The following is a 24,490-nucleotide window of genomic DNA, read 5'->3' as shown; positions in this document are numbered from 1 at the left end:
GCCCCTGCAGTATAAGAAAACTCAGATTATCTGTTGAGCCCTTGCCGCCCAAACTCGAGTAATTCTTTTGGTCTTAAAAAACCGACACTACGAAACACCACTTTGCCAGTGGAATCCAGGATAAGCAAAGTGGGATATGCCTGAATATCCCAATCTTCAGCCAGAGCGATGCCCCCACCTTTTTCCATATCTATAGCAACATTTACGAAATGTGAATTAAAGAATGTTGACACCTGGAGGTCAGCAAACGTGGATGATTTCAATAACTTGCAAGGGCCGCACCAATCTGCATATGCATCTACAAAAATGTACTTCTTTGATGCTTTGGCCTGTTTAATTGCAACTGGCAGCATGTTTGCAATAAACCTGATGCCGCTTGTTTTCGCGTGCATTTCCTCAGCATTTTTATTTTTTCCGGATTGTCCGATTGAATACAAATCCGGCCCTGTGAATCCAAGACATAAACATATTGTAAGGACCAAAAAAAATCTATATCTCATCTCTCAGTGCGCTGGCAGCGGCTTTCAACAACGATGCACTTAGCCTTTGTGTAATATTTGGATTAATATATTCAAACAGGATATTTCCTTTTTTTCCGAGGATAAATACCGAGGGCACAGGCAACAGTTTATCCACATTTTTACCGCCTGAGGTTCCTGTTAAAAAAGAATCATAACTTTTAGGCCCTTTAAAAGCAATACCAAATTTTTTGGCAGCCGTAATGTCTCCATCTGACAATAATGTATAGGATAATTTTTGTTTGCCAATGGTCTTACTTAAATTTTCCGGACTGTCGGTGCTTACTGCGATCACCTGATATCCAAGTTTTACCAGGTCCATTTCGATTTCCTGCATTCCCGACAGCTGTTTAGTACAGTAAGGGCACCAACCTCCACGATAAAAGACAAGTATGGTGGGTTTTTCAGCAACAGCTTTGTTCAGATCAAAGCTTTCTCCTGATGATTTTAATAAATTGATTACCGGTATACTTTCACCGATCAGTAGCGGACTAATGTCTTGTGGCTTTAAGGGCACTCCTGCTACCGTTTTCAGGGTATCATTTTCAGCATACAAGCTTGCCTTGGCAAAGATCGGATGTACTTCGGCACCTTTCACATCTGAACTTGAAGGGCAATGCAATACTGCACAAAACAGCAAACCACCGCCCAACAGACTTCTTGTTAAATGTGTGTTTTTGTTAGGATTCGTTTTCATATAATTTAAGCTTTCTTTAATAGTCGTACCAATGGCCAATACCTTACAAGGTTTAGAAAATTAACCGGACAACATATAGTGTCCTTCCGCTTAAATAAATAAAAAGTTGTAACTGTGGCAGTGCTGTTCACTGTCCAAATTAATGGCAGGCCTTGTTTCTCTGCTCATTACTGGTCCAGGAGTATTCTTGTTCGATGCATCAATGGTGAAAAGAAGAAAAAAATGATAGTTATGACATCCGTAACTATTTATCTATTTCAAGTATAGATAAAATGTTCCCAGCCGGATCTTTAAACCATGCTATAACCGGGCCTTCACCACGCATAATCCCTTTATCATCAGTTTTAAGACCATCATAATCATAGTGTTCGAACTGAACACCTTTTTGGATCAATTCGTCCACAGTTTGATCAACACTATCTACAGGAAAATTGAGTACTGTAAAACTCGCTGGTTCGTGATTAGGTTTTGGATAGATCAAAACCGGTTCGGAATCACCAACATGCAATTCAAGAGTGCCCATGGATCCGTATTTTACTTCCAGACCAAGTGTATTTTGATAAAATTCTTTAGCTTTTTCCAGATCGTCTGTCGAAAAAGAACTAAATGCTTTTGAGTTTTTTAACATGGTAGTTGAAATTAAATAAGTTGGGCCACGCCCATATTAATATACAATCTACTGCTACCAAAAGTTTTCAATAATGTGCTTGCGTGGAAATCTGCTATATTTGAACATGAGCTTTTCTACTCTTTTTCCGGCACTGGATACCTGCACTTATTTAAATACGGCCAATGCAGGAGTTCTTTCTACTTCCCTTCAGGATTGGAGAAGCGCACACGATGCCGATCACCTTACAGCCGGGAGTGATCTGCGCATAAAGCACAGTTCTATCTTTACTGAGCTTCGCCACAACTTATCACTACTATTTGGAGCAGAACAGAAAAACATCTACCTGATCACTAATTTTTCCAGCGGTTTCAATATAACATTAGACGGACTGGATCGGGGCCACCGTTTTTTGCTGTTGACCGGAGATTATCCTTCACTTAACTATGCTGTGATCAGCAGAGGCTTTATCTATGCCGAGGTGCCGATGTGCGCGGATTTGGAAGATCAGATATTAGCAGCGATAGAAACCTATAAGCCAAGTGTTTTTGCATTCAGCATCGTCCAATACATTAGCGGAATTAGATTCGATCCACAGTTTATAAAAGAAATCAGCACAACTTATCCAGATCTTATTTTAATCGGTGACGGTACGCAGTTTTGCGGGACGGCTGTTTTTGATTTCAGTTCATCAGGACTGGATGCAGTGATTTCCAGCGGTTACAAATGGATGCTCGGCGGATATGGAAACGGGTTTATTATGCTATCGGACCGCCTGAAAAACCAGTTGTATCAGGACAGAAAGAACTTAAATTTACCCGATACATCTATACTAGGTGAAAGAAGTAACTTATCGGTAATTTTTGAGCCCGGACACCTTGATACCCTGTGCTTTGGAAGCCTCAACCAAAGCCTGATTTATCTGCAGTCCCTCAGTCTGCACAACATTGAAAGGATGAGCCAATCTATCTGCGGGCAGGCCAGAACAGCACTTTACGATCGGGGCCTGGTACCTCAGTCATTAATTAACCGAAAATCACAATCGACGATTATAAATTTGCCTTTAAATAGCAGCATGATAGAGCGCCTGGCATCAAATCATGTCTTATGTTCCAATCGTGGCTCAGGTGTACGGTTGTCCTTTCATTTTTACAATACCAGAAAAGACCTTGATCATTTATTGTCTATTCTGGATCAAAAGAATTAATCGCAACGCCTCAATCCACCAGCCAAATGGAATCGACAAAATACATGTTTTTATCAAAAAAATGCTGCTTACACCGAAATCCGGATTTAATAGCCAGCATTTCAATGTCTTCCAGGGCATACTTCTGTGAAATTTCCATGAAAATATATTCATTTTCTAAAAACTGAATGGTATCATCCCCTATGTGAACAGTCTGATCTGTCAGACTGACCAGAAAACTCTTGCAGGCGCCGGATTCAGGATCATAGCTGGCATAATGCTCAAAATTTTTCAGATCGAAATCTCCACCCAGTTCCCTGTTGATCCGTTTAAGCAGGTTAAGATTGAAATCACGGGTTATTCCACCGGCATCACTATATGCTGACAGAATTTGCCGGGGATTTTTCTTCAGGTCAAAACCAATAAGCAAAATATCATTTTCAGAAAGTGATTCCCTCAGTTTGTTACAAAAATTCAACGTGTCTTCCATATTCATGTTGCCAATATTTGCACCCATGAACAAAACCACTTTTCTACGGTCAGAAAATGTAGTGCCCTTTTTCAGCATATCCAGATAATCGCCGTTGAGCCCTTTGATATCCAGACCGGGCAGCTGCAGTGGTAAACAATTTTCAAGATTTGTGATCACATTTGCAGATATATCAACAGGCAGATAGCTGAATTCAAGTTCCAAAGCAGTCAATTCCTTTAACAGGTGAATCGATTTGGTGGCATCACCCGCACCCAGTTCAAGTAAATCAAAGGGGCTGTTTTTTTCGGCGATCATTTTTGCAATTTCTTTTGACTGATTGGCAAGTATGTCCATCTCCGAATCTGTAAGATAATATTCTTTCATTGCCATGATCTGCTGGAATATAGCATCACCCTGGCGGTCGTAGAAATATTTAGAATGCAAAAATTTTGGCCTTGCCTTAAGACCTGTCAGTATATCTTCCAGAAAATTCGCTGTACCGGGTATTAATTTTATTGTTGTATCCATGTCGAAATTATTGTGCGAGTCTTATACCTGTAAATTGCCATCTTAAGTGCGGATGAAAGAAATTCCGGTAAGTATTCCGGCTATGCCCTACCGGTGTAGCCACTGATGCCCCGCGAAGTACTTTTTGATTGACCATAAACTTGCCGTTGTATTCCCCTATAGCTCCGGGCGCTTTAGTAAAACCGGGATAGGGCAGGTAGGCACTACCGGTCCATTCCCAACGTGTTCCCCAATCCAGGAAATCAGCTGCAACTTCCCACTCAAATTCTGTTGGCAGCCGCTTACCGGCCCAATTGGCAAATGCGTAGGCTTCATAATAACTTACATGAGCAAGTGTTTCATCCGGAACAAGAGGCATGAGCCCCTCCAATGTATAAATAAACCATTTATCATCTATCCAGTGCCAGTACATCGGAGCAATGACCTGGTTGTTCTTCACCCAATCCCAGCCTTCTGCATGCCAGTAATTGAAGTTGGTGTACCCACCATCCTCGATGAATTTGAGATATTCACCATTGCTGACCAGTTGTGAACTTAAGTTGAAGGGATGCAGATACACTTTATGCCTGCCCAGTTCATTGTCAAAACAGAATCCGTCTCCCGAATAACCAATCTCATAAATGCCTTCTTTAAAGGAAATCATTTCAGCTGTTTTAACATTGTTTGGAATAACTTCGCTGCCTGGTTGCCGATACGGGGGAAAGAGCGGATTGTTTCCGAGGATATACTTTATATCTGTTAGCAACAATTCCTGGTGTTGTTGCTCATGGTTAAATCCAAGTAGCAGAAGCTCTTTAATCTCTGCTGTAATTTCCTCCTGTAGTAAGCTGAGCATTGCCTGGTCAACATACGATCTGTATTGATAAATCTCACTAACACCAGGGCGGCTAAGGTTGCCACGATCTGTTCTGATCACGCGGTTGCCAACGGTTTCGTAATAACTGTTGAATACATAATTATAATCTGCGTTGCAAACCTGATAATGATCAAGAAATGGTTGCAAAAGGAATGTTTCAAAGAACCATGTGGTATGTCCAAGATGCCATTTGGGTGGGCTAACATCCACTACAGGCTGTACTACATAATCTTCGGTCTGTAAAGGTGCGCAAATTTGCTCAGTATGTTTTCTGATCGCTAGATATTGGTCGGCAAATGTCATCAGTTTCTATCTAAATAATTTTTGAGTGCTGAAATAGTAGTAACACCAAGTGCTTTCGATTGTTTTTCACGCATCATTAATGCGTAAGAATTGTTAAATCCTATGGGTTTAAGCCAACGGATCTTGTATTTCTTTTGAAAAGCAGCTTTCACATAATTATATGTCTTGTCTTTATCGTGAACGATTTTCTTTACGGCTGCGGGATCAGGCTGAAGCAAAACAAGCAGTCCCGTACCGGTATATTCCGGATAAAAATCAATCTGATCATTCATCAGGGCATCAAAACAAATCTTGGTTCCTCCAAGCCCTGTTTTTGTCGAAACTTCATAGTCAGTATTGCCTTTAATCAGCATACTATATATTTCGGCCAAAATATATTGCTCACCAAATATTTTTGATCCGATCCTGACGATCCCTGAGCGTCCGTTCCTGGGACTTTTATATAAGCCGCTGCCAATCAAAAAATCTTTAGCAACCCGCTCAGGTGTTTGTTTCAGATAGTCCGTACGGTAATTGAGATCGGTCATCACCGAATCATTGATCTTTCCTGCTAGCAGGTTTAGCGAAGCCTCAAGATCTGGAAATTTTTCCAGCGATGCCTGGCGAATAATCGGTGCAGCATAATATGGGGGAAATATACCTTTGTCATCTTTTAATATGGTCAGCCCAAAAGCTCTTAAGCGGCCGTCTGTCGAATAGCCACTGATCACATCCAGCTCACCTGCATATGCAGCTTTGTACATCACCGCATCGCTGATCACGGTGGTATGGATTTTCAATCCGTAAACAGACTTCAATCCCAGGTCACCATCCTGCCTTCCCATAAACTCAGGTGTAAAGCCTGCTCTAAGTTTAGTTCCATAGGCGCGGGGAAACAGATAGTAACCGCACAACAGCAAAATAGCCATCGGAAAAAGGTACAGCAATTTCTTTAGTTTTCTAAAATCAAAACGTTGTAGCGCTGACAATAAAAGATCCAGGATAACAGCCAGGAGCGCCGCAGGAATTGCGCCTGCAAGAATCATATTCGAGTTATTCAAAGAAATACCACCAAAAATAAATTCGCCCAATCCGCCGGCGGCAATGAAAGAAGCCAGTGTAGCAACCCCAACATTAATCACTGTTGCTGTGCGGATGCCGGCCAGGATTACTGGCATCGCCAAAGGCAACTCTACCTGGAAAAGTATTTGCCGCTTATTCATCCCCAAAGCGTTTGCCGCTTCGATAATGTAGCGGTCTATCCCTGAGATTCCGGTATAGGTGTTGCGTATGATCGGAAGTAAGGCGTAAATCAACAGCGCTACGATGGCTGGCTTTGCACCAATGCCAAGCAGCGGGATCATAAAGCCCAATAACGCAATACTGGGAATCGTTTGCAGTACACCTGCAATTCCAAGTATACTACCTGCCAGCTTCCTTCGTCGCGCAATCAGAATACCGAGTGGTAATCCGATTACGGTTGCGAGCAACAAAGAAATAAAGGTGAGCCCAAGGTGCTGCAAGGTCTGGGCAAGCAATTTATCAGACTGCTGTAACATAAAGCTCCATAATGTCTGTTCCTGCTCAATCATTTCTCTTGCTGTTTTGATAAGAATGAAATGCGCTGCTCAACACTTTAAAAGTAATGCCCTTTGTTTGTCCGGTATGCGGGTGCAGATAATCAGGAGATTCGTCGCTTGCCGCCGAATTCAGCCGCTCCATTGCCGACCATACATCCATCTCTGCAGAAAGCACATTTTCTGTTCGCTCCGGGGAAGCGTCAGGCAAGAATTCCCAGATATCCTGAATGGTGATTACTTTAAATTCAAGCGCCAGCCGATGCCCGTCCAGAAATCTCCTGGCAAAGTCATCAACTGGTTTATAAAGCAAATCCTTAGGTGTTCCAATCTGAACGATTTCACCATTATTCATCAGGCAGATGCGATCAGCCAGCTCGAAAGCTTCCTGAACATCGTGGGTAACCATCACAATAGTTTTCCTTTTGAACTCTTCAAGAGCTTTAAATTCTGCCTGGATACTTGACCTGGTTACATTATCAAGTGCTCCGAAGGGCTCATCCATCAATAAAATCGCTGGATCGGTAACCAGTGCTCTAGCCAGTCCAATACGTTGCTGCTGGCCACCACTCAGCTGGTGGGGAAATAAGTTCAGACAATCATCGGGCAGGTGCAGTTTTTCTATCAGTTCGAAAGTGCGTTCCAGAATTTTTTCTTTGCCCCATTTCAATAATTTTGCTACCACAGCAATATTTTCTGCCACGGTATAATGAGGAAAAAGCCCTATATTTTGGAGTACATAGCCAATTCTCCGCCTCAGCTCTTCGGGATTTTCTTGTTTGATATCTCTGCCATCAATGCAAATAGTTCCCGAACCGGGTTCAATAAGCCTGTTGATCATTTTCAATGTTGTAGTCTTACCACATCCACTGGTTCCCAGAAGTACAAGCGTTTCCCCTTCCTCTACCTTAAATGAAATCTGATTTACGGCCCGGGTATTTCCAAAATTCTTGCTGACACCTGCTAGCGTGATCATTTATTTATCCTCTATTTTCATAAATAAGTTGTTTAAGGATTCAGCATAGGTGGGATGCGCAAAGATATTTTCCCTGATCCTGTCATAAGTAATTCCTCCTTCCATTGCCATTTGCAAAATTGACATGATCTCTCCCCCTTCTGACGAAAGTATACAGGCACCCAGTATCTTTTTGCTTTTCCTATCCACAACAGCTTTCATAAATCCCATGGTTTCGCCTGTCTCTATTCCCCTTGCAACATTACTCATGGGTATTTTAGCGACAGTGAAATCCAGCTTCTCCGCCCTGGCCTGGCCCTCTGAAATTCCAATACGGGCCAATTGCGGATCGGTAAACATACAATAGGGTATCGGCCTGCCCTCAGTGCTGCAGTTCTCGCTTTTAATCAGGTTATTATATACAATGATATAATCATTATAAGCGATATGTGTAAATGCAGGTCCGCCATTTACATCGCCCAGGGCATAAACGCCCTTAACGTTAGTCTCCAGCTTGTTGTTAACAATTACGTTTCCCTTTTCATCGGTGGCAATACCTGCAACTGAGAGCTTAAGTGCATCGGTCTGCGCTTTCCTTCCTGCTGCGACCAACACATGGGTGGCTGGTATTTTATGTGGATTGCCTGCAACCTCAAGATCCAGGATTACCTTCCCGTCCATCTGTTTTATTTCTTTGATTTTGCAGTCAGCCAGAATCTGGAGACCTTCATCCTGCAATATTTTTGTTAGCTCTGCAGAGACGTCCTCATCCTCCCGTCCGGTGATTCTGGAAGATTTTTCCAGGATGGTTACCTTACTCCCAAAACGGTGAAACATCTGGCCTAACTCAAGTCCTATATAATTTCCACCAATTACAATCAGATGCCCGGGAGCTTCTTCCAGGTCAAGAATCGTGGTAGAAGTCAAATAATTGATAGCTGACAACCCCTTTATTGGCGGAATAATCGTTTTAGCACCGGTATTAATGAAGATCAGATCCGCTGTGAATTTTTGTACTCCGCCATCATAAGTTGTCACCGTCAACGCTTTATTGCCTGAAAATTCCGCCTCACCAAAGATCAGGTCAAGGCCGTCAGTGTCTTCGAGTCCCTTTCGGGCAGAGGACCGGAAGGATTCCACGATGTCATCTTTTCTTTGCTTGATTTTTTTAAAGTTCACTTTGACCTCCCCTGTTTCCACGCCCAATTCTGCGGCTGTCCTTGCCCTGTGAACTGCACGGGCAGATGCAATCATAGCCTTGGTTGGCGTGCAACCGTCATTAATACAGGTCCCGCCGATTAAACCTTTTTCAATGATGGCTGTTTTTTTTCCGGCCATAGCCATCTTTTTTGCGAGTGGGGTGCCAGCCTGACCGGAGCCAATGATAATAGCATCGTAATGTTTCATATGTTTTGTATTGGAGCTATTCTAAAATAACTAAAATTATTAGGACAGTAAACAAGTCCGTTAAAAAACAAACTATATCATTTTTATAGTGTAGGGAATTTCTCGCTTACTTTTTGCCGGTTTTGGGTCCAAGTGTCAAAAACATTCTTTTGCCTTCAAGTTTGGGCAGGAGTTCCACCTTGCCCACCTCTTCCAGCGCCTGCGCAAATTTCAGGAGCAAGATTTCTCCCCTATCCTTATACACAATAGACCTGCCTTTAAAATGAACAAAAGCCCGGACCTTTTCCCCGCTTTGCAGGAATGACACCGCATGTTTAAGTTTAAATTCAAAGTCGTGATCGTCCGTATTTGGCCCAAAGCGTATGTCCTTGATGACAGTCTGTTTGGCCTTCGCCTTAATTTCCTTGTCTTTTTTCTTCTTCTCGAATAGAAATTTATTGTAGTCTATGATCCGGCAAACCGGCGGGATTGCCTTTGGAGATATTTCGACCAGGTCGAGTCCGTGTTCTTCGGCCATCTCTATGGCTTTTGCCAGCGGATATACATCGGTCTCGACATCATCGCCGACTAACCGTACCTCGGGAGAGGTAATAAAATGGTTGATCTTGTGTTCTGCTTCTTTCTTTTTGAAGGGTAAACGTGTACCCCTGCTAAATCCTGCTTTTTTTAATGCCAAATTTGAAAAGTTTTAGTGAATAAAAATAATTGAACAGCGCTTCCGCGCTATGCTTAAAATAACAATTCTATCAGGTTCTTGATTAGAAAAAATCAATAGATGACTTTACATTAAGATTTCTATCTGATAGCCATCCCGGCACGAGCTAGGAAGAATCTTAACTTTTTATTGTTTTTCGATCAAATGCTTTCTATACCCTGAGTGGAAACTATCGAATCAAGCAAAGAAAGGACAAGAAATGGAGTGTACAAATTGTATGCGGCAAAAGAAGCCTGATGACCTACCTTAACAGTATAGGCAGAGGTGTTTTTAGCCAGAATTTTAAACATGTCCTCATCGGTCTGGTCATCCCCCACACACAGAATAAAATCATAACTGCCTGAATCCAATATGCGTGCAACCGCCAGGCCCTTGTTAATGCCTTTATTCCGAACCTCTATTACCTTGTGCCCATTCAATACATCCAGTGGCATCTGCACCGTGTATTCGACCAGCTCCTCGTAAAGATCTCTGGCCCGCCTACCTGCCAGGAAAGGATCCGCATTCCTGTAATGCCAGGCCAGGGAAAAATCCTTTTTCTCAATAAAGGAATCCGGGCTCCTGAATACATAATGCTGCATAATATTTTCGATCTTTTCCTTCCATTCCGTTGATTCGGCGAGTGCTTCGTTCGACCAATTACCGCCGATATGTCTGTTTTTAGCGCCATGTTCAGCAATCAGGCCAATAGGTAAGTGTCCCAGCCATTTGTCGAGTGTATCGCTGTCTCTGCCACTGATCACATATACATTATTGCCGGGCACCGAGCAAAGCATGTGTAACAATTCCAGCAGCGCGCTATCTGGAGAAGCTTTGGATGGATCTTTGGAAAAATTAACCAGCGTTCCATCGTAATCCAACAAAAACAATCGATTTTCTCCGGATTTGTAATCCTCAATTAAGTCTGCCCTGGCAAAATTATCCAAAAACTTCACCTCAAACTTTAACTGCAAAGCTTTCACCTGATCCAGTTCGCCAAAAAAATCCATGGCCCAGGCATTCACATCATACTGCTGAACCAGATCGCGCATACTGCGCATCCGTGAGCGCTGTTCCTCTTCTGACATTCCCAAACCGCATGCAATTGTCTCAGCGAGTTCATCGGCGTCATTCGGATTAATGAGCAGCGCTTCTTTGAGTTCGGCTGCCGCCCCGGCCATCTCACTCAATATCAAAACTCCTTTTTCGTCCCTGCGGCTGGCAACAAATTCTTTGGCCACCAGATTCATTCCGTCACGCAGTGGGGTGATCAAAGCCAGGTCACACGTGGTATACAATGCAACCAGTTCATTAAAGTCAAGGTGGTCATACTGATAAATAACAGGCTGCCAGGAAATGTTCCCAATGGTACTGTTCAGATTACCTATAAACTCATCGATCATTTTCTTTTTTTCATTATACCTGGTGATCGTATCGCGTGAAGGAACCATCACCAACACAAAAACGATATTTCCCCGGTATTCAGGTGAACGCTGCAAAAAAAGCTCATAAGCTATGAGGCGGTTGTAAATCCCTTTGGTATAATCCAGCCTGTCGACCGAAAAAATCATCTTCTTTTTGCCTTTCATCTGCAGATACTTTTGCCGAAGCGATTCCACACCTGGATGATCGAAAGCATTGTTGAACAGATCAAAATTTATACTCACCGGAAATGCATCTACCTGCACCTGCCGGGTTCCCCATTGTATATACTGATCATCATGTTCGGTTTTAAGCGACATATCCACCGTCTTCAGGAAATGGGCAACATATTCTGCCGTATGAAAGCCAATTAAATCCGCTCCCAACATCCCTTCAAGCAAGGCCTTTTGCCAGCGCTTGGGAATTAGCCGGAAAAGCTCATACGAAGGAAAAGGAATGTGCAGAAAGAAGCCAATGGTGAGATCAGGTAATTTTTCTCTCAGCATACCTGCCAGGGGGAGTAAATGGTAGTCATGGATCCATACAACATCTCCCGGTCTGATTTCTGTACACAGTGTCCTGCAGAAAGCTTTGTTCACCGCCATATATGCCTCAAAAAAAGCGGGCTCATACGCTGCAAAAGAAGGAAAATAATGAAAAAGTGGCCAGAGTAAGGAATTGGAAAAGCCATTATAATACTCTTCATATTCTTGCTCACCGGGAAATACAGGTAGATACTGGTAATCCGTTTGCCCCAGATCAACCATATCCCAAATCTCCGAACTCACACCAGGCACCCCAGCCCAGATACGTTCAGAAAACACTTCTTTCCCGTTATTATTCAGGTAGGCATCGACAGCCGAGACCAGTCCACCGGAAGACTGGCGACTTTGATACTCATGATCAGTCTTTTCAATGGTAAGGGGTAATCGGTTGGAAACTATGAGCAATCTTTTCTGCATAATCAATTGGTTTTAAGATGTGACTCCGCCAAGTGAAATAATAAAATAAATCTCCATGCTGACGGACTGCCTGATAGAATCCCTTAAAGGGAAAGGCAAGATAATAAACGCTGGACCAGCGAATGAGCTGCAAAGGTACAAAATATATTCTAAACACCTTTTGAGGCAACATCATCCTCAGTTGTGCATAGCTCAGAGCTATTTACATTCAAATTCCTATCTTGCGAGATGAACGAGATTTACTTAGCGATCAGACGCTTTTTATATTACCATTCTCTAACACAAAGATGCTCCGTATCTAGAAGCGATACAAGTTAACACATCAAGAAAAAGATCCCGCCCTACAGTATTTTTAGAACGGGATCCGGATAAATTAATTTTTAAGGCTTAGCCTCTGCAAGCGCTACAGCTGGTACTACTTCACGGCGGCCAGCAGGATCCATCAGTTCCATTAACTTGATTCCCAACAGGCCGTCCATAGCTGAGGCACCGTTAGGCCCACTGCTCCCGATCAGCACATCAGGAATGAGTTTGACTTTCCCTTTCGACAACTCTTCGGTAATCTTATAGCGGGTAAAGTTTTCGCCTCCGAGCGCTTTAACAGCCAGTTCGTACGCCTCTGCGGTTGATTTACCCACAGCCAAAATCTTACCCGCTTCCGCGCTGCCGGTCAGCGAGATCATTTCAGCCTCGGCAGAAGCCCGTAATTTAATGGCTTCTGAATCTGCATGTGCCCTGGCTTTGGTTGCTTCCGCCTCAGCATGAGCCCTCATTTTAGTGGCCTCAGCTTCCGCTCCCACCGCAAGTTTCACACCGGCAGCATCGCCCTCAGATTTTTTAACCGTGGCACTTGCTGTTCGTTCGGCGATCTCCACGCTTTGCTGGGCTTTGACCATGTCCTTTTGCATGTCGGCAATGGCGGTTTCTTTCTCCATTCCCTGACCGGTTTCCTGAGCTTGCTTCTGCGTATTGTACGTTACTTTCTGCTCTTCAGCGATCTTGCGGTCAGTTAATGTTTTCATCAGCGATTCAGGCGGAACAATATCACCAATCAGCGTATCTACTGCATTTACATTGTACTCATCAAGCACCTTTCGGATGTGTTCCTTTGCAGATTCCTGGCGCTCCTTGCGGGTACTTAAAAAAGCAATTACATCACTATCCTGCGCCGAGTTGCGAAAATAATTGCCTATAGTAGGCTCCAGTACCTGCGAAACCAGGTTTACCATGTTACCAAAACGGGCAATCACCTTTGGTGCTTCAGTAGTAGGAACGTGAATGATCTGTGAGACATCCAGGTTGAAAGGAAAGCCGTCTTTAGACCTTACCGTAATGGTACATAAATTCTTATCCAGATTATGTGCCTCACTCCGGGCAGATGCCCAGTTCAAAACCAGGTTAGTAGTAGGCACCGGCTCCACTTTCATCACGTACTTATTGATCGGATACTTTCCAGGACCCAGCGGCTCCAGCCACACGCCTTTGGAACCCTTTGCCACGATGTTACCGTGTTTAAAATCGGCTCCGGTTAGATCATTGCCGTCATTTCCAATATAAGAAATCACGACACCTACATATCCAATGGCAATTTCGGTCATGGGAATCTGCTCCAGCTGGATCGCCCATGGATTAAGATTATATGAACCCGCCAATACCACCTGTGGCTGCAAGCCACGGTTGCCACCTTTATTGATAAACTCATCAAAATCCTGAAAGTTATTATGGCCTTCGATCAGTTTACCGGCAATCTGGTCCCGTTCAATCGGCAAGCCATCTAAAGTGGTTACAATGCCGACCATGCTTTCCTGGATCCTGACCATATCGGTGACAGAGATCTGGAACAGTAGCGTGTTGATCCGGTACGAACCGGACGTGATGTAGCAGGTTTGTCTGCCGCGTTGGCCGCCACTTTCCAGAAATTTCACCGCATCCTGAAAGTTATCGCATTCCACTTTATGCCCCAGAATATTTCCCGTTGGAATCTCCGCGCCATCTTTTGCCATGATCAAGCCAATCTGGCCTTCAGGAATTACTGTAAATTCCTCCATGGTAACAGTATACTGCCAAAACCACATCCCAAAATACAGCCCCGGCGCAAGTGTCTTTCCCTGAAAGCCTGCTTCACCTTTGATGGCTATGATCCTGCCGTCGGGCAACTCCTTACCAGGCCCGTACAAAATAAATTTTTTGGTAACCAGTCCGATTCTATCTTCCGGAACGACAACCATGCCGAAGAAAAAACGCAAAATATATTTGTTTAAAACTGCACACATCAGTGCCACCACCACCCACCAGTAATTTAAAATGAGCGCTTCCATAGTCATATATTGCTATCTTTTATCGCCTGAAAAACCATTCGTCAGGCGCGATATCGAGGTCAAATTAAACGCTTAGTTTGATCATTTTATAGCAATTTTCAATATATATTTTTATCGTTTTTAAGGCCTCAAAGACGACTCAGGGGCGATTTTTAAAAAAATATCATCTGCACTTGATGTTTCTGCAAATCGCTAAGTAGAACACAGGAAAACATTGAAATTTTACAAGAGGTAAATGGTTATCCCTGAAGCGCTTTCAACTGGGGTTTTGTCCGTCACAAAAGGTCTTTTAGGATTACATCCGCAACAACACTTTGGGAGTTCTCAAAGGGCAGTGAAAATTCAGCATTACCAGTTAAATCACCAGACTTAAAAATGCCAGATAGCATCCCGATACCTGGTCAATGCTGCGCGTTTTAGCTACTGAAACTTACCATTCGTTCGTATTTTCGATTCCGAGATCTTTAGCATTAAAAACCGGATCTTTGCCAGCTTTACGTTGCTGCTGATAGTCACGAAGTGCTTTCAATGCCGGCTTCCGTAACAATAGGATTGCAATGACATTCAACCAGGCCATCATGCCCACGCCAATATCCCCCAAAGTCCAGGCCGCTTCGGCAGTCTTTACTGAACCGTAAAAAGTAGAAAACAACAGCAATAGCCTAAGCGCATTTACCGCCCATTTATTTCCCTTTTTATCCAGATAACTTAAGTTGGTTTCAGCAATATAATAATAAGCCATGATGGTAGTAAAAGCGAAAAACAACAAAGATATTGCCACAAAGCCTGCACCCATGGAAGGGAAATGTGAACTGATCGCTTGCTGGGTATATTCCGCACCGATCTTTGCATCCGGCAGATTTTCTACCAGAAAGCCACCTTCCGGATTGAGCACATTGTATTTACCGGTAAACAGGATCATGAACGCAGTGGCGGTACAAACGAACAAGGTATCAATATAAACAGAAAAAGCCTGGACTAAACCCTGCTTTGCAGGATGGCTTACCTCTGCAGCAGCAGCAGCATGCGGAGCCGTTCCCTGACCAGCCTCATTTGAATAAATCCCACGCTTCACCCCCCAGGCTACTGCCATACCAAAAACACCCGCAAAGGCGGGTTCCAGTTTAAAAGCCGATTTAATGATCAGCGAAATCACCGCAGGGATTTCAGCAAAATTTAAAGCCATGATCACGATCGCCATCAGGATATATCCCCCAGCCATAAAAGGCACTACAATTTCAGCCACTTTCCCTATGCGTTTAACCCCACCAAAAATGATAAGTGCAAGGAGTAATACCACTCCTGCCCCGGTATAAGACACAGGAATTGCAAAGGCATTCTGCATGCTTAAAGCAATACTGTTGCTCTGTACACCGGGCAAAAAGAAAGCTGTACTTAACACGGTTACTAACGCAAATAACATGGCGTACCACTTCATGCCCAACCCTTTTTCAATGTAATAAGCAGGTCCGCCACGGTATTCCCCGTTATTTACCTCCTTGTAAATCTGGCCCAGGGTAGCTTCAATGAACGCGGAGGCACTACCCAAAAAAGCAATCAGCCACATCCAAAACACCGCACCAGGCCCTCCCATTGCAATGGCTGTTGCCACCCCGGCGATATTACCGGTACCAATCCGCCCGGAAATGGCAATCGCAAAAGCCTGGAACGAACTAACTCCTTTATCTGAACTCTTCCCATCAAACAACAGCCGCCACATCTCTTTGATATACCTCACCTGAAGAAACCGTGTTACCACAGAAAAGTAGATTCCGGTTCCCATACACAGGATGATCAGCGCATTGCTCCAGATCAGGTCATTGATATTTGTAAGTATTTCTTCCATTTTGCGATTTGCAGCTAAGTATGTTATTTTATAAAGAAAAGAAAAAAGCCCCAATTCTATCAGAACTATTTTACAATCGTTTTGCCAATTCGCTTAAGCAACCGTTATGGCGATATTTTTCCGCAGAGTCTCGCCGGACAAGTCTTGGCCAGCATCCTGATGATCGTCGGCTACGGCATCATCGCAGTACCCACAGGGATTGTTTCAGTATGCGGGTAAGCCTTGTTAACCACAGGCATGAAAAGCCATACCCTGACTGGAAAGACCAGCAACCAAAAGCACAGTAACATATTGATTCATCAGCGCATTTTTAATAATAAACAACAAAACAACGCCCCGGGTGTTCTATTAGTTATTTAACCTGAACATATGCAAATACATGGACATCAGATTTTCGGCGTATCACTTGGTGCTACCGACGGAGAAATTGGAAAAATAAAAGACCTGTATTTTGATGACAGCACATGGTCAATTCGCTATTTCGTTATAGAAACAGGAAATTGGCTATTCCAGCGAAAAGTACTGATCGCCCCCTGCGCAATCGAATCCCCCGAAAAAATAACAGATTTGAAAGTGATTCCAGTTCATCTTACCAAAGATCAGGTAAAAAACAGCCCCGATATTGATACAGACATGCCGGTATCCAGGCAGCAGGAATCGAGCCTTTTTGATCATTATTCCTGGCCTGCCTATGGCGGAGCGGGGAAAGGATTCCCAACTACCGGTATGTTTAAAGGCACATCCGCGTTGCAGAACAAACTGGAGCAGGAGAAAAAATTCGACCCACATTTGCGGAGCCTGCAGCATATTTCCAGCTATGATGTGTGTAACCAGATCGGACGAGTCGGGCAACTGAAGGATGTAATCATCAACCTGAGCGACTGGTCTATACCCTATTTGCTGATGGACGACATATTCACCTCTGACCAGGATAGGGTGATACTGGAAGTAAAAAAAATAATTTCAATCGACTGGGACACAAACCGTATTACTGTATCCTCCGGACATGATGAACTAGAAAAAGCCCCGAGAATTAATGCCAGCGGATTCTTTTCAGATGACAGTAACCTATCCCTGTAACTGCACTAATACAGGATAAAGTATCCAGCGCCAAACGAAACAGCATGAGCAGCAAGCAAACGATCAGCACAACTTTCAAAAAAGGAATCACCATACCAAGTCTCTTTTTTATCGTCGTCGTGTGCCTCGTCCGCTATCTATCCAAATCTGGCAAATGTGATACTGAATCAAATTAAGCAGCTTATTTTCATCAACCTCAACTGGGTGTATATTTGGATAGTAACCATATTTGTACTTTTTCTGATTTACCTGATGATCAGTAGTTATGGAAAAATCAGGCTGGATCCAATGACAATATACCTGAATATTCATTCTTTTCGTGGATCTCTATGCTCTTTGCCGCAGGAATGGGAATCGGGCTCAAACATTTCGGTGTAGCCGAGCCAATGCAGCACTATTCAGCACAAATCCTCGCAGATAATCATTACATTAACCGGACAAAAACTGCCCAGCTATACACCTTCTTCCACTGGGGCATCCGCGCTTGGGCCGTGTATGGAATAGTTGGCTTGTCACTTTTTTACTTTGCCTATCGTTACCGGCTGCCACTTTCCCTGAGGAGCTAGAATTGGAAATCAGGCATGACATCGCAAACAATTTTGTATATGGCGTAAAAAATCAGCTCAAGGTTGTATCCCAACAACTGATAAATGAAGAAAACCTTCCAGAAGCCAGGGACAGAGAAACCTACTATCCAAAAATGCTATTTCGGAGATGAAAGAGCGGGCTATGACATACTCAAACACTACCTGGAGCTCATCTCGGAAGAAAAAAATGAAATGTTCATTAGCAGTAATTCCCGCAAATGAAAGATGCCAAATTTATCTATCAACCGCCACCCGGTAATTCGGATCTTCCAGTATATTGACATCAACCACCGATTCCGCATTCTTCAGCAACACCCGGCAATCCGGACTCAGGTGCCGCAAATGCAGTTTCTTCCCTGCAGTATGATACCTCTCGGTTAATTTCGCTAAAGCCTCAATCGCACTCATATCAGCCACACGGCTTTCCTTAAAATCAATGATCACTTCCTCAGGATCATGGTGAACATCGAACTTCTCCAGAAAAGTAGTCGTTGAGCCGAAGAACAAAGGGCCGAATATTTCATAATGCTTAATACCTTGATCATCAGTATACTTTCTGGCCCGAATGCGTTTTGCACTTTCCCAGGCAAATACCAGGGCTGAAATTATCACCCCGATCAGCACAGCCAAAGCCAGGTTATGCAGCCACACCGTAATTACAGCCACCAAAACCCCCACTGCTATATCGTGCCGTGGCATTTTATTGATAATCCTTAAACTGATCCACTCAAATGTACCAATCGCCACCATGATCATTACCCCGGTCAATGCCGCCATTGGAACCAGTTCGATCACTGGAGCCCCAAAAAGAATGATCAGCAAAATCGTCACGGCCGCAACAATTCCCGATAAGCGCGCCCTTGACCCTGCGGATAAATTAACGAAGGTTTGCGCAATCATTGCGCAACCACCCATACCCGTAAAGAAACCGTTCACTACGTTTGCTGTACCCTGCGCTACTGCCTCCTTGTTTCCTCTACCTTTGGTAACGGTAATTTCATCGACCACGTTCAGGGTCAGCAGGCTTTCAATCAAACCAACTCCTGCCATCACCAGCGCATAAGGAAAAATAACCTGAAGCATGTTCAAATCAAACGGCACCTTTGGAATATGAAAAGGCGGGAAACCGCCGCTGATGGAAGCAATATCTTTAACAGTTTTGGTATCGATTCCAAAACCCAGTACCACCAAAAACACTACGATGATCGCTACTAGTGAGGCAGGAACTGCTTTAGTAAGTCTAGGGAAAAACACCACAACAGCAATGGTCAGCATCACCAGTCCAAGCATTGTCCCTAAAGCAGCGCCCGAAAGCCAGGCCGCACCGCTGGCAGAAGCCACCTTAAACTGCTCTAGCTGCGCCATAAATATGATCACCGCCAAACCATTCACAAAGCCATACATCACCGGCTGAGGCACCAGACGAATAAACTTGCCCAACCTGAACACACCAACACTGATCTGAATCAAACCAGCCAGCGCAACAGCCGCAAACACATACTCCACGCCATGGGATTGCATCAGGGCAATTAGCACCACCACCGTAGCGCCCGCACCACCGGACACCATTCCCGGCCTACCACCCAGAATCGCTGTGATCAGCCCCATCAAAAAAGCAGCATACAGCCCGGTCAATGGGGAAAACCCAGCCAGAATGGCAAAGGATAAAGATTCAGGAATCATGGTCATCGCAACCGTTAAGCCAGCAAGAACTTCAGTTTTATAGTTAACTTTTTGAGAAAAGTCAAATAGATTGATACGAGAAAACATAGAAAATATAAAAGAAAAGTTAGAAATATAGTAATTAACCCACCATGAAATTAGTGACACAAATAGAACAACATACCGGACTTAATCAGTGGTATGTCACGGGGTTAAATGAAACTTTAGCTTTTTTTCTCATTTCGATTGTGGCAAAGATAGAAAAAATCTGCAAAACCTCTGCTTAGCTGGAGTAATCGATTTCATTTCATACTCTGACATTAAACACCACATGGGTAGGATGATCCTCGTCATTAGGCTTCTTTAGCTACAATGCGTTGGTTTTTTATAGCTTTAGAATCGCCCAGCATATATATGGATGCTGATTATTTCAAGACTTTAAAACAATGCATACGTTTAAAAACCGGGTGAATGGTTGTTACCTCTAAATATTGCAAGTGGATTGCAGAAGAGATAAAAATCTCAGCAATTTCAATTCTACTTCTTACGTTCGGTAGTATAACGCACCAGCTGCTCCAGTCCTGTCCTGGCATCACCAGGCTCAAAACTGTGCAGGATAGCAAAGGCTTCCTGCTGGTACTGGATCATTTTTTCATGGGCATAATGAACACCTTGCTGCGCATTTACGAAATCTATGATCTCCTGTATTTTTGCAGGATCATCCTGATGGTTTTTTACCAGGTTAATGACCCTTTTCTTCTCCTTCTTTTCAGCGCGGTTTAAAGCATAGATCAATGGTAAGGTAACCTTCTTCTCTTTGATGTCAATACCCAATGGCTTACCCACATCATCTGTACCGAAATCAAAGGTATCGTCTTTGATCTGAAAGGCAATTCCCACCTTCTCCCCAAAAAGACGCATCTTCTCTATGGTTTCCTCATCAGCACCGGCAGAGGCTGCGCCACAGGCACAGCAGGAGGCAATTAAGGAGGCTGTTTTTTGACGGATGACATCAAAATACAATTCTTCACTGATGTCCATTCTTCTTACTTTTTCTATCTGCAGCAATTCGCCCTCGCTCATCTGTTTCACCGCTTCAGAAACGATCTGCAGCAAACGGAACTCAGAATTGTTCACCGAAAGCAATAAGCCCTTGGCCAGCAGGTAATCGCCTACTAAAACAGCAATCTTATTTTTCCATAGGGCATTGATAGAAAAGAAGCCCCTCCGTTCATAAGCGTTATCTACTACATCGTCATGAACAAGGGTGGCTGTATGCAACAACTCCACCAGTGCGGCCCCCCTATGTGTTGATTCGATGATTCCCCCACATAGCTTTGCAGCAAAAAAAACAAACATCGGCCTGATCTGCTTCCCTTTCCGCTTTACAATATAATGGGTAATCCTGTCAAGCAAAGGTGCATCACTATGCATGGAGGCCTTGAATTTCTCTTCAAAGGCAGCTATATCTGCAGCTATGGGTAGTTTTATCTGATTTATTCCTGGCATTCAGGTTACGAAAATTAGGTGTGCAAACATAATAAAATATCCTAACCTTTCATCGCTTTTGAAGGACAAGCAAAATCTGTGCGCTTCAGCGCGGTATTTTTAATTGCAGCATAACCTCCGGCAATGTCTACTACATGATCAATACCTCTTGCCTTCAGTATCGAGGCCGCAATCATCGACCGGTAACCGCCTGCACAATGCACGTAATAGGTTTCTTTATGGTCAAGCCCATTGGTCCAGTCATTGATATCATCCAGTGGCCGCGTCATTGTCATTTCCAGGTGCTCTGACTCGTATTCTCCGGCTTTTCTAACATCAAGTACCTGAACAGTGCCATCTTCGTTTGCTATACCTTCGAATTCCATAGCGGATATCGATTGAACAGCATCGGTCTCCTTACCTGCTTTTTGCCAGGCCGAAATTCCACCCGCTAAATAACCAATCGTATTGTCATAACCTACCCTGGCTAGCCGTGTAATGGTTTCAGCCTCTTTTTCAGGCTCGCAAACCAGCAACAAGGGCTGCTTAAGGTCAGTTATTAAAGCACCTACCCAAGGCGCAAACTGCCCGTTTAGCCCAATATTTATAGCCGATGGCACAAACGCCTTCGCGAACACCTGGGGATCCCTGGTATCGAGGATCAAAGCACCCGCCAGGTTGGCCATGGCCTCAAATTCCTCTGGTGTTAAAGGCTTCAGCCCTTTTTCATAAACATCATCGACAGACTCGTAACCATGCTTATTCATCGCCGCATTTTTTGCGAAATATTGCGGCGGCGGTAAAATGCCATCCGTAACTTCTTTTATAAACTGTGCCTTGCTCGCTGCCTTAAGCGCATAGTTCACCGCTTTCTGGTGGCCCAACGTATCAAAGGTTTCCTTACTCATGCTCTTACCACATGCCGAACCAGCTCCATGAGCCGGATAAACCAGGATATCATCTGGCAGCGTCAATATTTTTTGGTGCAAAGAGTCATATAAAGTTGCCGCCATATCCTCCATGGTCAGGTCGCCCTGCTGGGCAAGATCCGGCCGGCCAACATCGCCTATGAATAAAGTATCCCCGGTAAAAATACAATAAGGCTTACCATATTTATCGATCAGTAAATAGGTGGTTGATTCTGGCGTATGCCCGGGCGTGTGCAAAGCGACAATGGTCAGCTCACCTATCTTAAATTGTTCCCCGTCTTTGGCAACATGTGATTTGAAGGAAGTTTTAGCAGTAGGGCCATATACAATCGTTGCCCCGGATTTCTCTGCCAGGTCTATGTGCCCTGAAACGAAATCAGCATGAAAATGCGTTTCAAAAATATACCTGATCTTTGCATTATCCTTGGCCGCTTTTTTTAAATAAGGGGCTACTTCACGTAGCGGGTCTATGATTGCAGCTTCTCCGTTACTTTCAATATAATATGCAGCTTCTGCCAAACAGCCTGTATAAATTTGCTCTATATTCATAACTTTTCCTGGTTATATACAAATTTAAGCTTAATTTAGGGTTAATTCTCCACGCAGTGATTGTTCCATGAGTTTAATCACCTCATCATTACCATGCCCCTGTGCCAAAAGGTACATCAACTTGGTAACAGTAGCTTCAAAGGTCATATCATAGCCACTTATTACACCCATTTCCTGCAGCTTTTTACTGGTTTCATATTTGCCCAGCTCCACCGACCCCCGCTGGCACTGAGAAATATCAACTATGATTTTGCCCTTAGTGATGGCTTCCTGTAAACAAGCAATGAACCATTCGGCAGTAGTGGTATTTCCGGAACCAAAAGTTTCCAAAACTATGGCATCAACCGAAGAATGGGTAATGGCCATTACCGCCTGTTCTGAAATGCCGGGATACATTTTTAAAACACCAATATTGGAGTTAAAATCCAACAATACCTGCAGTTCCTTTTCTGGCTGGGGCAGTATATAGTTGTTAAAAAAAGTGAGGTGCACACCAGCTTCGGCCAGGACCGGATAGTTTGGCGAACGGAAAGCTTCAAACTTCTCAGAATTGTACTTAATGGAGCGGTTGCCACGGAACAGCTGGGAATCAAAGTAAATGCAGACCTCAGGTATTTTTGCTTTACCATTTTCTTTGGTTGCAGCAATTTCAAGTGCAGTGATCAGGTTCTCTTTGGCATCTGTCCGGATTTCTCCGATAGGCAGCTGAGAACCTGTAAGAATTACCGGTTTACTTAGATTTTGAAGCATAAAACTAAGTGCAGAGGCTGTAAATGCCATGGTGTCAGAACCATGAAGGATAACAAATCCGTCAAACTCATCATATCTGGTAAAGATCAGCTGTGCCATTTCGGCCCAGATATCCGGGTGCATGTTCGACGAATCCATTATTGGATCAAAAGAATAAACCTCCAGGTTATAGTTTAGCCTTGCCAGTTCCGGTACATTTTGCTGGATCTGCTTAAAATTGAAAGGGATCAGCGCGCCTGTATCCGCATCATTTACCATACCTATGGTTCCGCCGGTGTATATGATGAGTATTTTGGTCATTCTTAAATTTTAAAAATACTGATGGAATTGGCTGTGGTTACTGCTGCAATTTCTTCAATACTGTTTTCGTATATTTCTGCAAGCTTTTGGGCAATATGCACAAGATAGCTGCTTTCATTGGGTTTACCCCTGTAAGGTGCCGGTGCAAGATATGGAGAATCGGTTTCCAAAACCAGATTTTTAAGGGGTACATGCTTTAATACCTCATCTAACCCGGCCTTTTTATAGGTGACCACCCCACCTATTCCCAGGTAAAACCCTAGTGCGATGGCTTGATTGGCCTGCTCCAGGTTTCCTGTAAAACAATGAAAAATTCCCCGCAGCAATTCTCCTTTTTCTTCCTCCAGTATTTCGAATATCTCATCAAATGCTTCCCTGCAATGGATTACAATAGGCAGTTCCAGGTCCTTAGCCCATTTGATCTGCTCACGAAAAGCAGCCTGCTGAAAAGCCAGTGTAGTTTTATCCCAGTAAAGATCAATACCGATCTCTCCAATGGCATAAATATCACGATCTACGATACTTTGACAGATCTCGTCTAAAATATCTTCATAATCTTCCTTTACCTCACATGGATGCAGGCCTGCCATAGCAAAGCAGTTTTGTGGAAATTGCTGTACCAGCGCATCAATTTTAGCGACAGAAGCCATATCTACATTTGGCAGAAACAGCCGTCTGACCTGATTGTCAAAACAGCGCTGCATGAGCTGGTTCAGTTTTTCCTCATCTGTTTCATAATACAGATGTGTATGGGTATCTGTTAAAAGCATTGGCGAAGTTAATAAAAACCATCCGAGCTTAACAAATAAAAAAACCCT

20 protein-coding genes and 1 pseudogene are annotated in these 24,490 nt (G+C 43.6%); 4 read left to right on the top strand and 17 right to left on the bottom strand.

What is annotated here, in order from left to right; genetic code table 11:
- Positions 1–26: 26 nt before the first annotated feature.
- From HDC92_RS08630 to HDC92_RS08620, 3 genes are all read right to left on the bottom strand, one after another.
- Positions 27–392, bottom strand: coding sequence for a thioredoxin family protein (locus tag HDC92_RS08630; protein WP_183873826.1), 366 nt, complete (start codon positions 390–392; stop codon positions 27–29).
- A 97-nt stretch (positions 393–489) separates the two neighbouring features.
- On the bottom strand, positions 490–1,215 hold the full coding sequence (locus tag HDC92_RS08625; RefSeq protein WP_183873823.1) for a peroxiredoxin family protein: 726 nt from the start codon (positions 1,213–1,215) through the stop codon (positions 490–492).
- Between the two features lie 244 nt (positions 1,216–1,459).
- Positions 1,460–1,843 (bottom strand): VOC family protein, encoded by a 384-nt coding sequence (locus HDC92_RS08620; RefSeq protein ID WP_183873822.1) that lies wholly within the window; start codon positions 1,841–1,843, stop codon positions 1,460–1,462.
- Between the two features lie 106 nt (positions 1,844–1,949).
- On the opposite strand from HDC92_RS08620, the gene HDC92_RS08615 reads away from it, so the two are divergent.
- Complete coding sequence (locus HDC92_RS08615; protein WP_183873820.1) at positions 1,950–3,029, top strand: aminotransferase class V-fold PLP-dependent enzyme; 1,080 nt, start codon at positions 1,950–1,952, stop codon at positions 3,027–3,029.
- A gap of 10 nt (positions 3,030–3,039) precedes the next feature.
- On the opposite strand, the gene HDC92_RS08610 is transcribed toward HDC92_RS08615, so the two are convergent.
- From HDC92_RS08610 to HDC92_RS08570, 9 genes are all read right to left on the bottom strand, one after another.
- Positions 3,040–4,008: an L-histidine N(alpha)-methyltransferase gene (locus tag HDC92_RS08610; RefSeq protein WP_183873818.1), complete on the bottom strand. Its 969-nt coding sequence runs from the start codon at positions 4,006–4,008 to the stop codon at positions 3,040–3,042.
- A 7-nt stretch (positions 4,009–4,015) separates the two neighbouring features.
- On the bottom strand, positions 4,016–5,167 hold the full coding sequence (gene egtB / locus HDC92_RS08605; protein WP_183873816.1) for an ergothioneine biosynthesis protein EgtB: 1,152 nt from the start codon (positions 5,165–5,167) through the stop codon (positions 4,016–4,018).
- Complete coding sequence (locus HDC92_RS08600; protein ID WP_183873814.1) at positions 5,167–6,738, bottom strand: ABC transporter permease/substrate-binding protein; 1,572 nt, start codon at positions 6,736–6,738, stop codon at positions 5,167–5,169. Before HDC92_RS08600 ends, egtB begins: the two co-directional genes overlap by 1 nt.
- A complete protein-coding gene (locus HDC92_RS08595; RefSeq protein WP_183873812.1) occupies positions 6,731–7,699 on the bottom strand; it encodes an ABC transporter ATP-binding protein in 969 nt (322 codons plus the stop codon). The genes HDC92_RS08600 and HDC92_RS08595 overlap by 8 nt, the downstream gene beginning before the upstream one ends.
- Positions 7,700–9,085 (bottom strand): mercuric reductase, encoded by a 1,386-nt coding sequence (locus tag HDC92_RS08590; RefSeq protein WP_183873810.1) that lies wholly within the window; start codon positions 9,083–9,085, stop codon positions 7,700–7,702.
- A gap of 106 nt (positions 9,086–9,191) precedes the next feature.
- Entirely contained in the window at positions 9,192–9,761 is a 570-nt protein-coding gene (gene infC, locus HDC92_RS08585) for a translation initiation factor IF-3 (protein ID WP_183873808.1), read from the bottom strand.
- A gap of 179 nt (positions 9,762–9,940) precedes the next feature.
- Positions 9,941–12,163 carry a bifunctional alpha,alpha-trehalose-phosphate synthase (UDP-forming)/trehalose-phosphatase gene (locus HDC92_RS08580; RefSeq protein WP_183873806.1) on the bottom strand — a complete coding sequence of 741 codons (2,223 nt, stop codon included), beginning with the start codon at positions 12,161–12,163 and terminating at the stop codon, positions 9,941–9,943.
- 380 nt (positions 12,164–12,543) lie between these two features.
- Positions 12,544–14,487, bottom strand: a complete 1,944-nt coding sequence (locus HDC92_RS08575) for an SPFH domain-containing protein (RefSeq protein ID WP_255484490.1) — start codon at positions 14,485–14,487, stop codon at positions 12,544–12,546.
- Between the two features lie 424 nt (positions 14,488–14,911).
- Complete coding sequence (locus HDC92_RS08570; RefSeq protein WP_183873805.1) at positions 14,912–16,327, bottom strand: alanine/glycine:cation symporter family protein; 1,416 nt, start codon at positions 16,325–16,327, stop codon at positions 14,912–14,914.
- A 369-nt stretch (positions 16,328–16,696) separates the two neighbouring features.
- Between HDC92_RS08570 and HDC92_RS08565 the strand changes: the two genes are divergently transcribed.
- The 3 genes and pseudogenes from HDC92_RS08565 to HDC92_RS08555 all read left to right on the top strand — a co-directional run bounded on the left by HDC92_RS08565 (position 16,697) and on the right by HDC92_RS08555 (position 18,216).
- Complete coding sequence (locus HDC92_RS08565; protein WP_183873803.1) at positions 16,697–17,407, top strand: PRC-barrel domain-containing protein; 711 nt, start codon at positions 16,697–16,699, stop codon at positions 17,405–17,407.
- Between the two features lie 156 nt (positions 17,408–17,563).
- Positions 17,564–17,973 (top strand): annotated as a pseudogene (locus HDC92_RS08560) (BCCT family transporter).
- An 84-nt stretch (positions 17,974–18,057) separates the two neighbouring features.
- Positions 18,058–18,216 carry a hypothetical protein gene (locus HDC92_RS08555; protein ID WP_183873802.1) on the top strand — a complete coding sequence of 53 codons (159 nt, stop codon included), beginning with the start codon at positions 18,058–18,060 and terminating at the stop codon, positions 18,214–18,216.
- Between the two features lie 12 nt (positions 18,217–18,228).
- Here HDC92_RS08555 and HDC92_RS08550 read toward each other — a convergent pair whose 3' ends face one another.
- The 5 genes from HDC92_RS08550 to HDC92_RS08530 form a co-directional block, all read right to left on the bottom strand.
- On the bottom strand, positions 18,229–19,764 hold the full coding sequence (locus HDC92_RS08550) for a SulP family inorganic anion transporter (protein ID WP_183873800.1): 1,536 nt from the start codon (positions 19,762–19,764) through the stop codon (positions 18,229–18,231).
- Between the two features lie 429 nt (positions 19,765–20,193).
- Positions 20,194–21,165 carry a polyprenyl synthetase family protein gene (locus tag HDC92_RS08545; protein ID WP_183873798.1) on the bottom strand — a complete coding sequence of 324 codons (972 nt, stop codon included), beginning with the start codon at positions 21,163–21,165 and terminating at the stop codon, positions 20,194–20,196.
- Between the two features lie 41 nt (positions 21,166–21,206).
- Positions 21,207–22,622, bottom strand: coding sequence for an MBL fold metallo-hydrolase (locus HDC92_RS08540; protein WP_183873796.1), 1,416 nt, complete (start codon positions 22,620–22,622; stop codon positions 21,207–21,209).
- A gap of 30 nt (positions 22,623–22,652) precedes the next feature.
- Positions 22,653–23,672, bottom strand: a complete 1,020-nt coding sequence (locus HDC92_RS08535; RefSeq protein WP_183873794.1) for an asparaginase — start codon at positions 23,670–23,672, stop codon at positions 22,653–22,655.
- A 2-nt stretch (positions 23,673–23,674) separates the two neighbouring features.
- The gene (locus HDC92_RS08530; RefSeq protein ID WP_183873792.1) at positions 23,675–24,442 is read right to left on the bottom strand and encodes a TatD family hydrolase; all 768 of its coding nucleotides are present in this window, start codon (positions 24,440–24,442) and stop codon (positions 23,675–23,677) included.
- Between the last annotated feature and the right edge of the window lie 48 nt (positions 24,443–24,490).

Source organism: Pedobacter sp. AK017 (assembly GCF_014200825.1).
Lineage (GTDB): Bacteria > Bacteroidota > Bacteroidia > Sphingobacteriales > Sphingobacteriaceae > Pedobacter > Pedobacter heparinus.
This window is presented reverse-complemented; position numbering and strand designations above follow the sequence as displayed.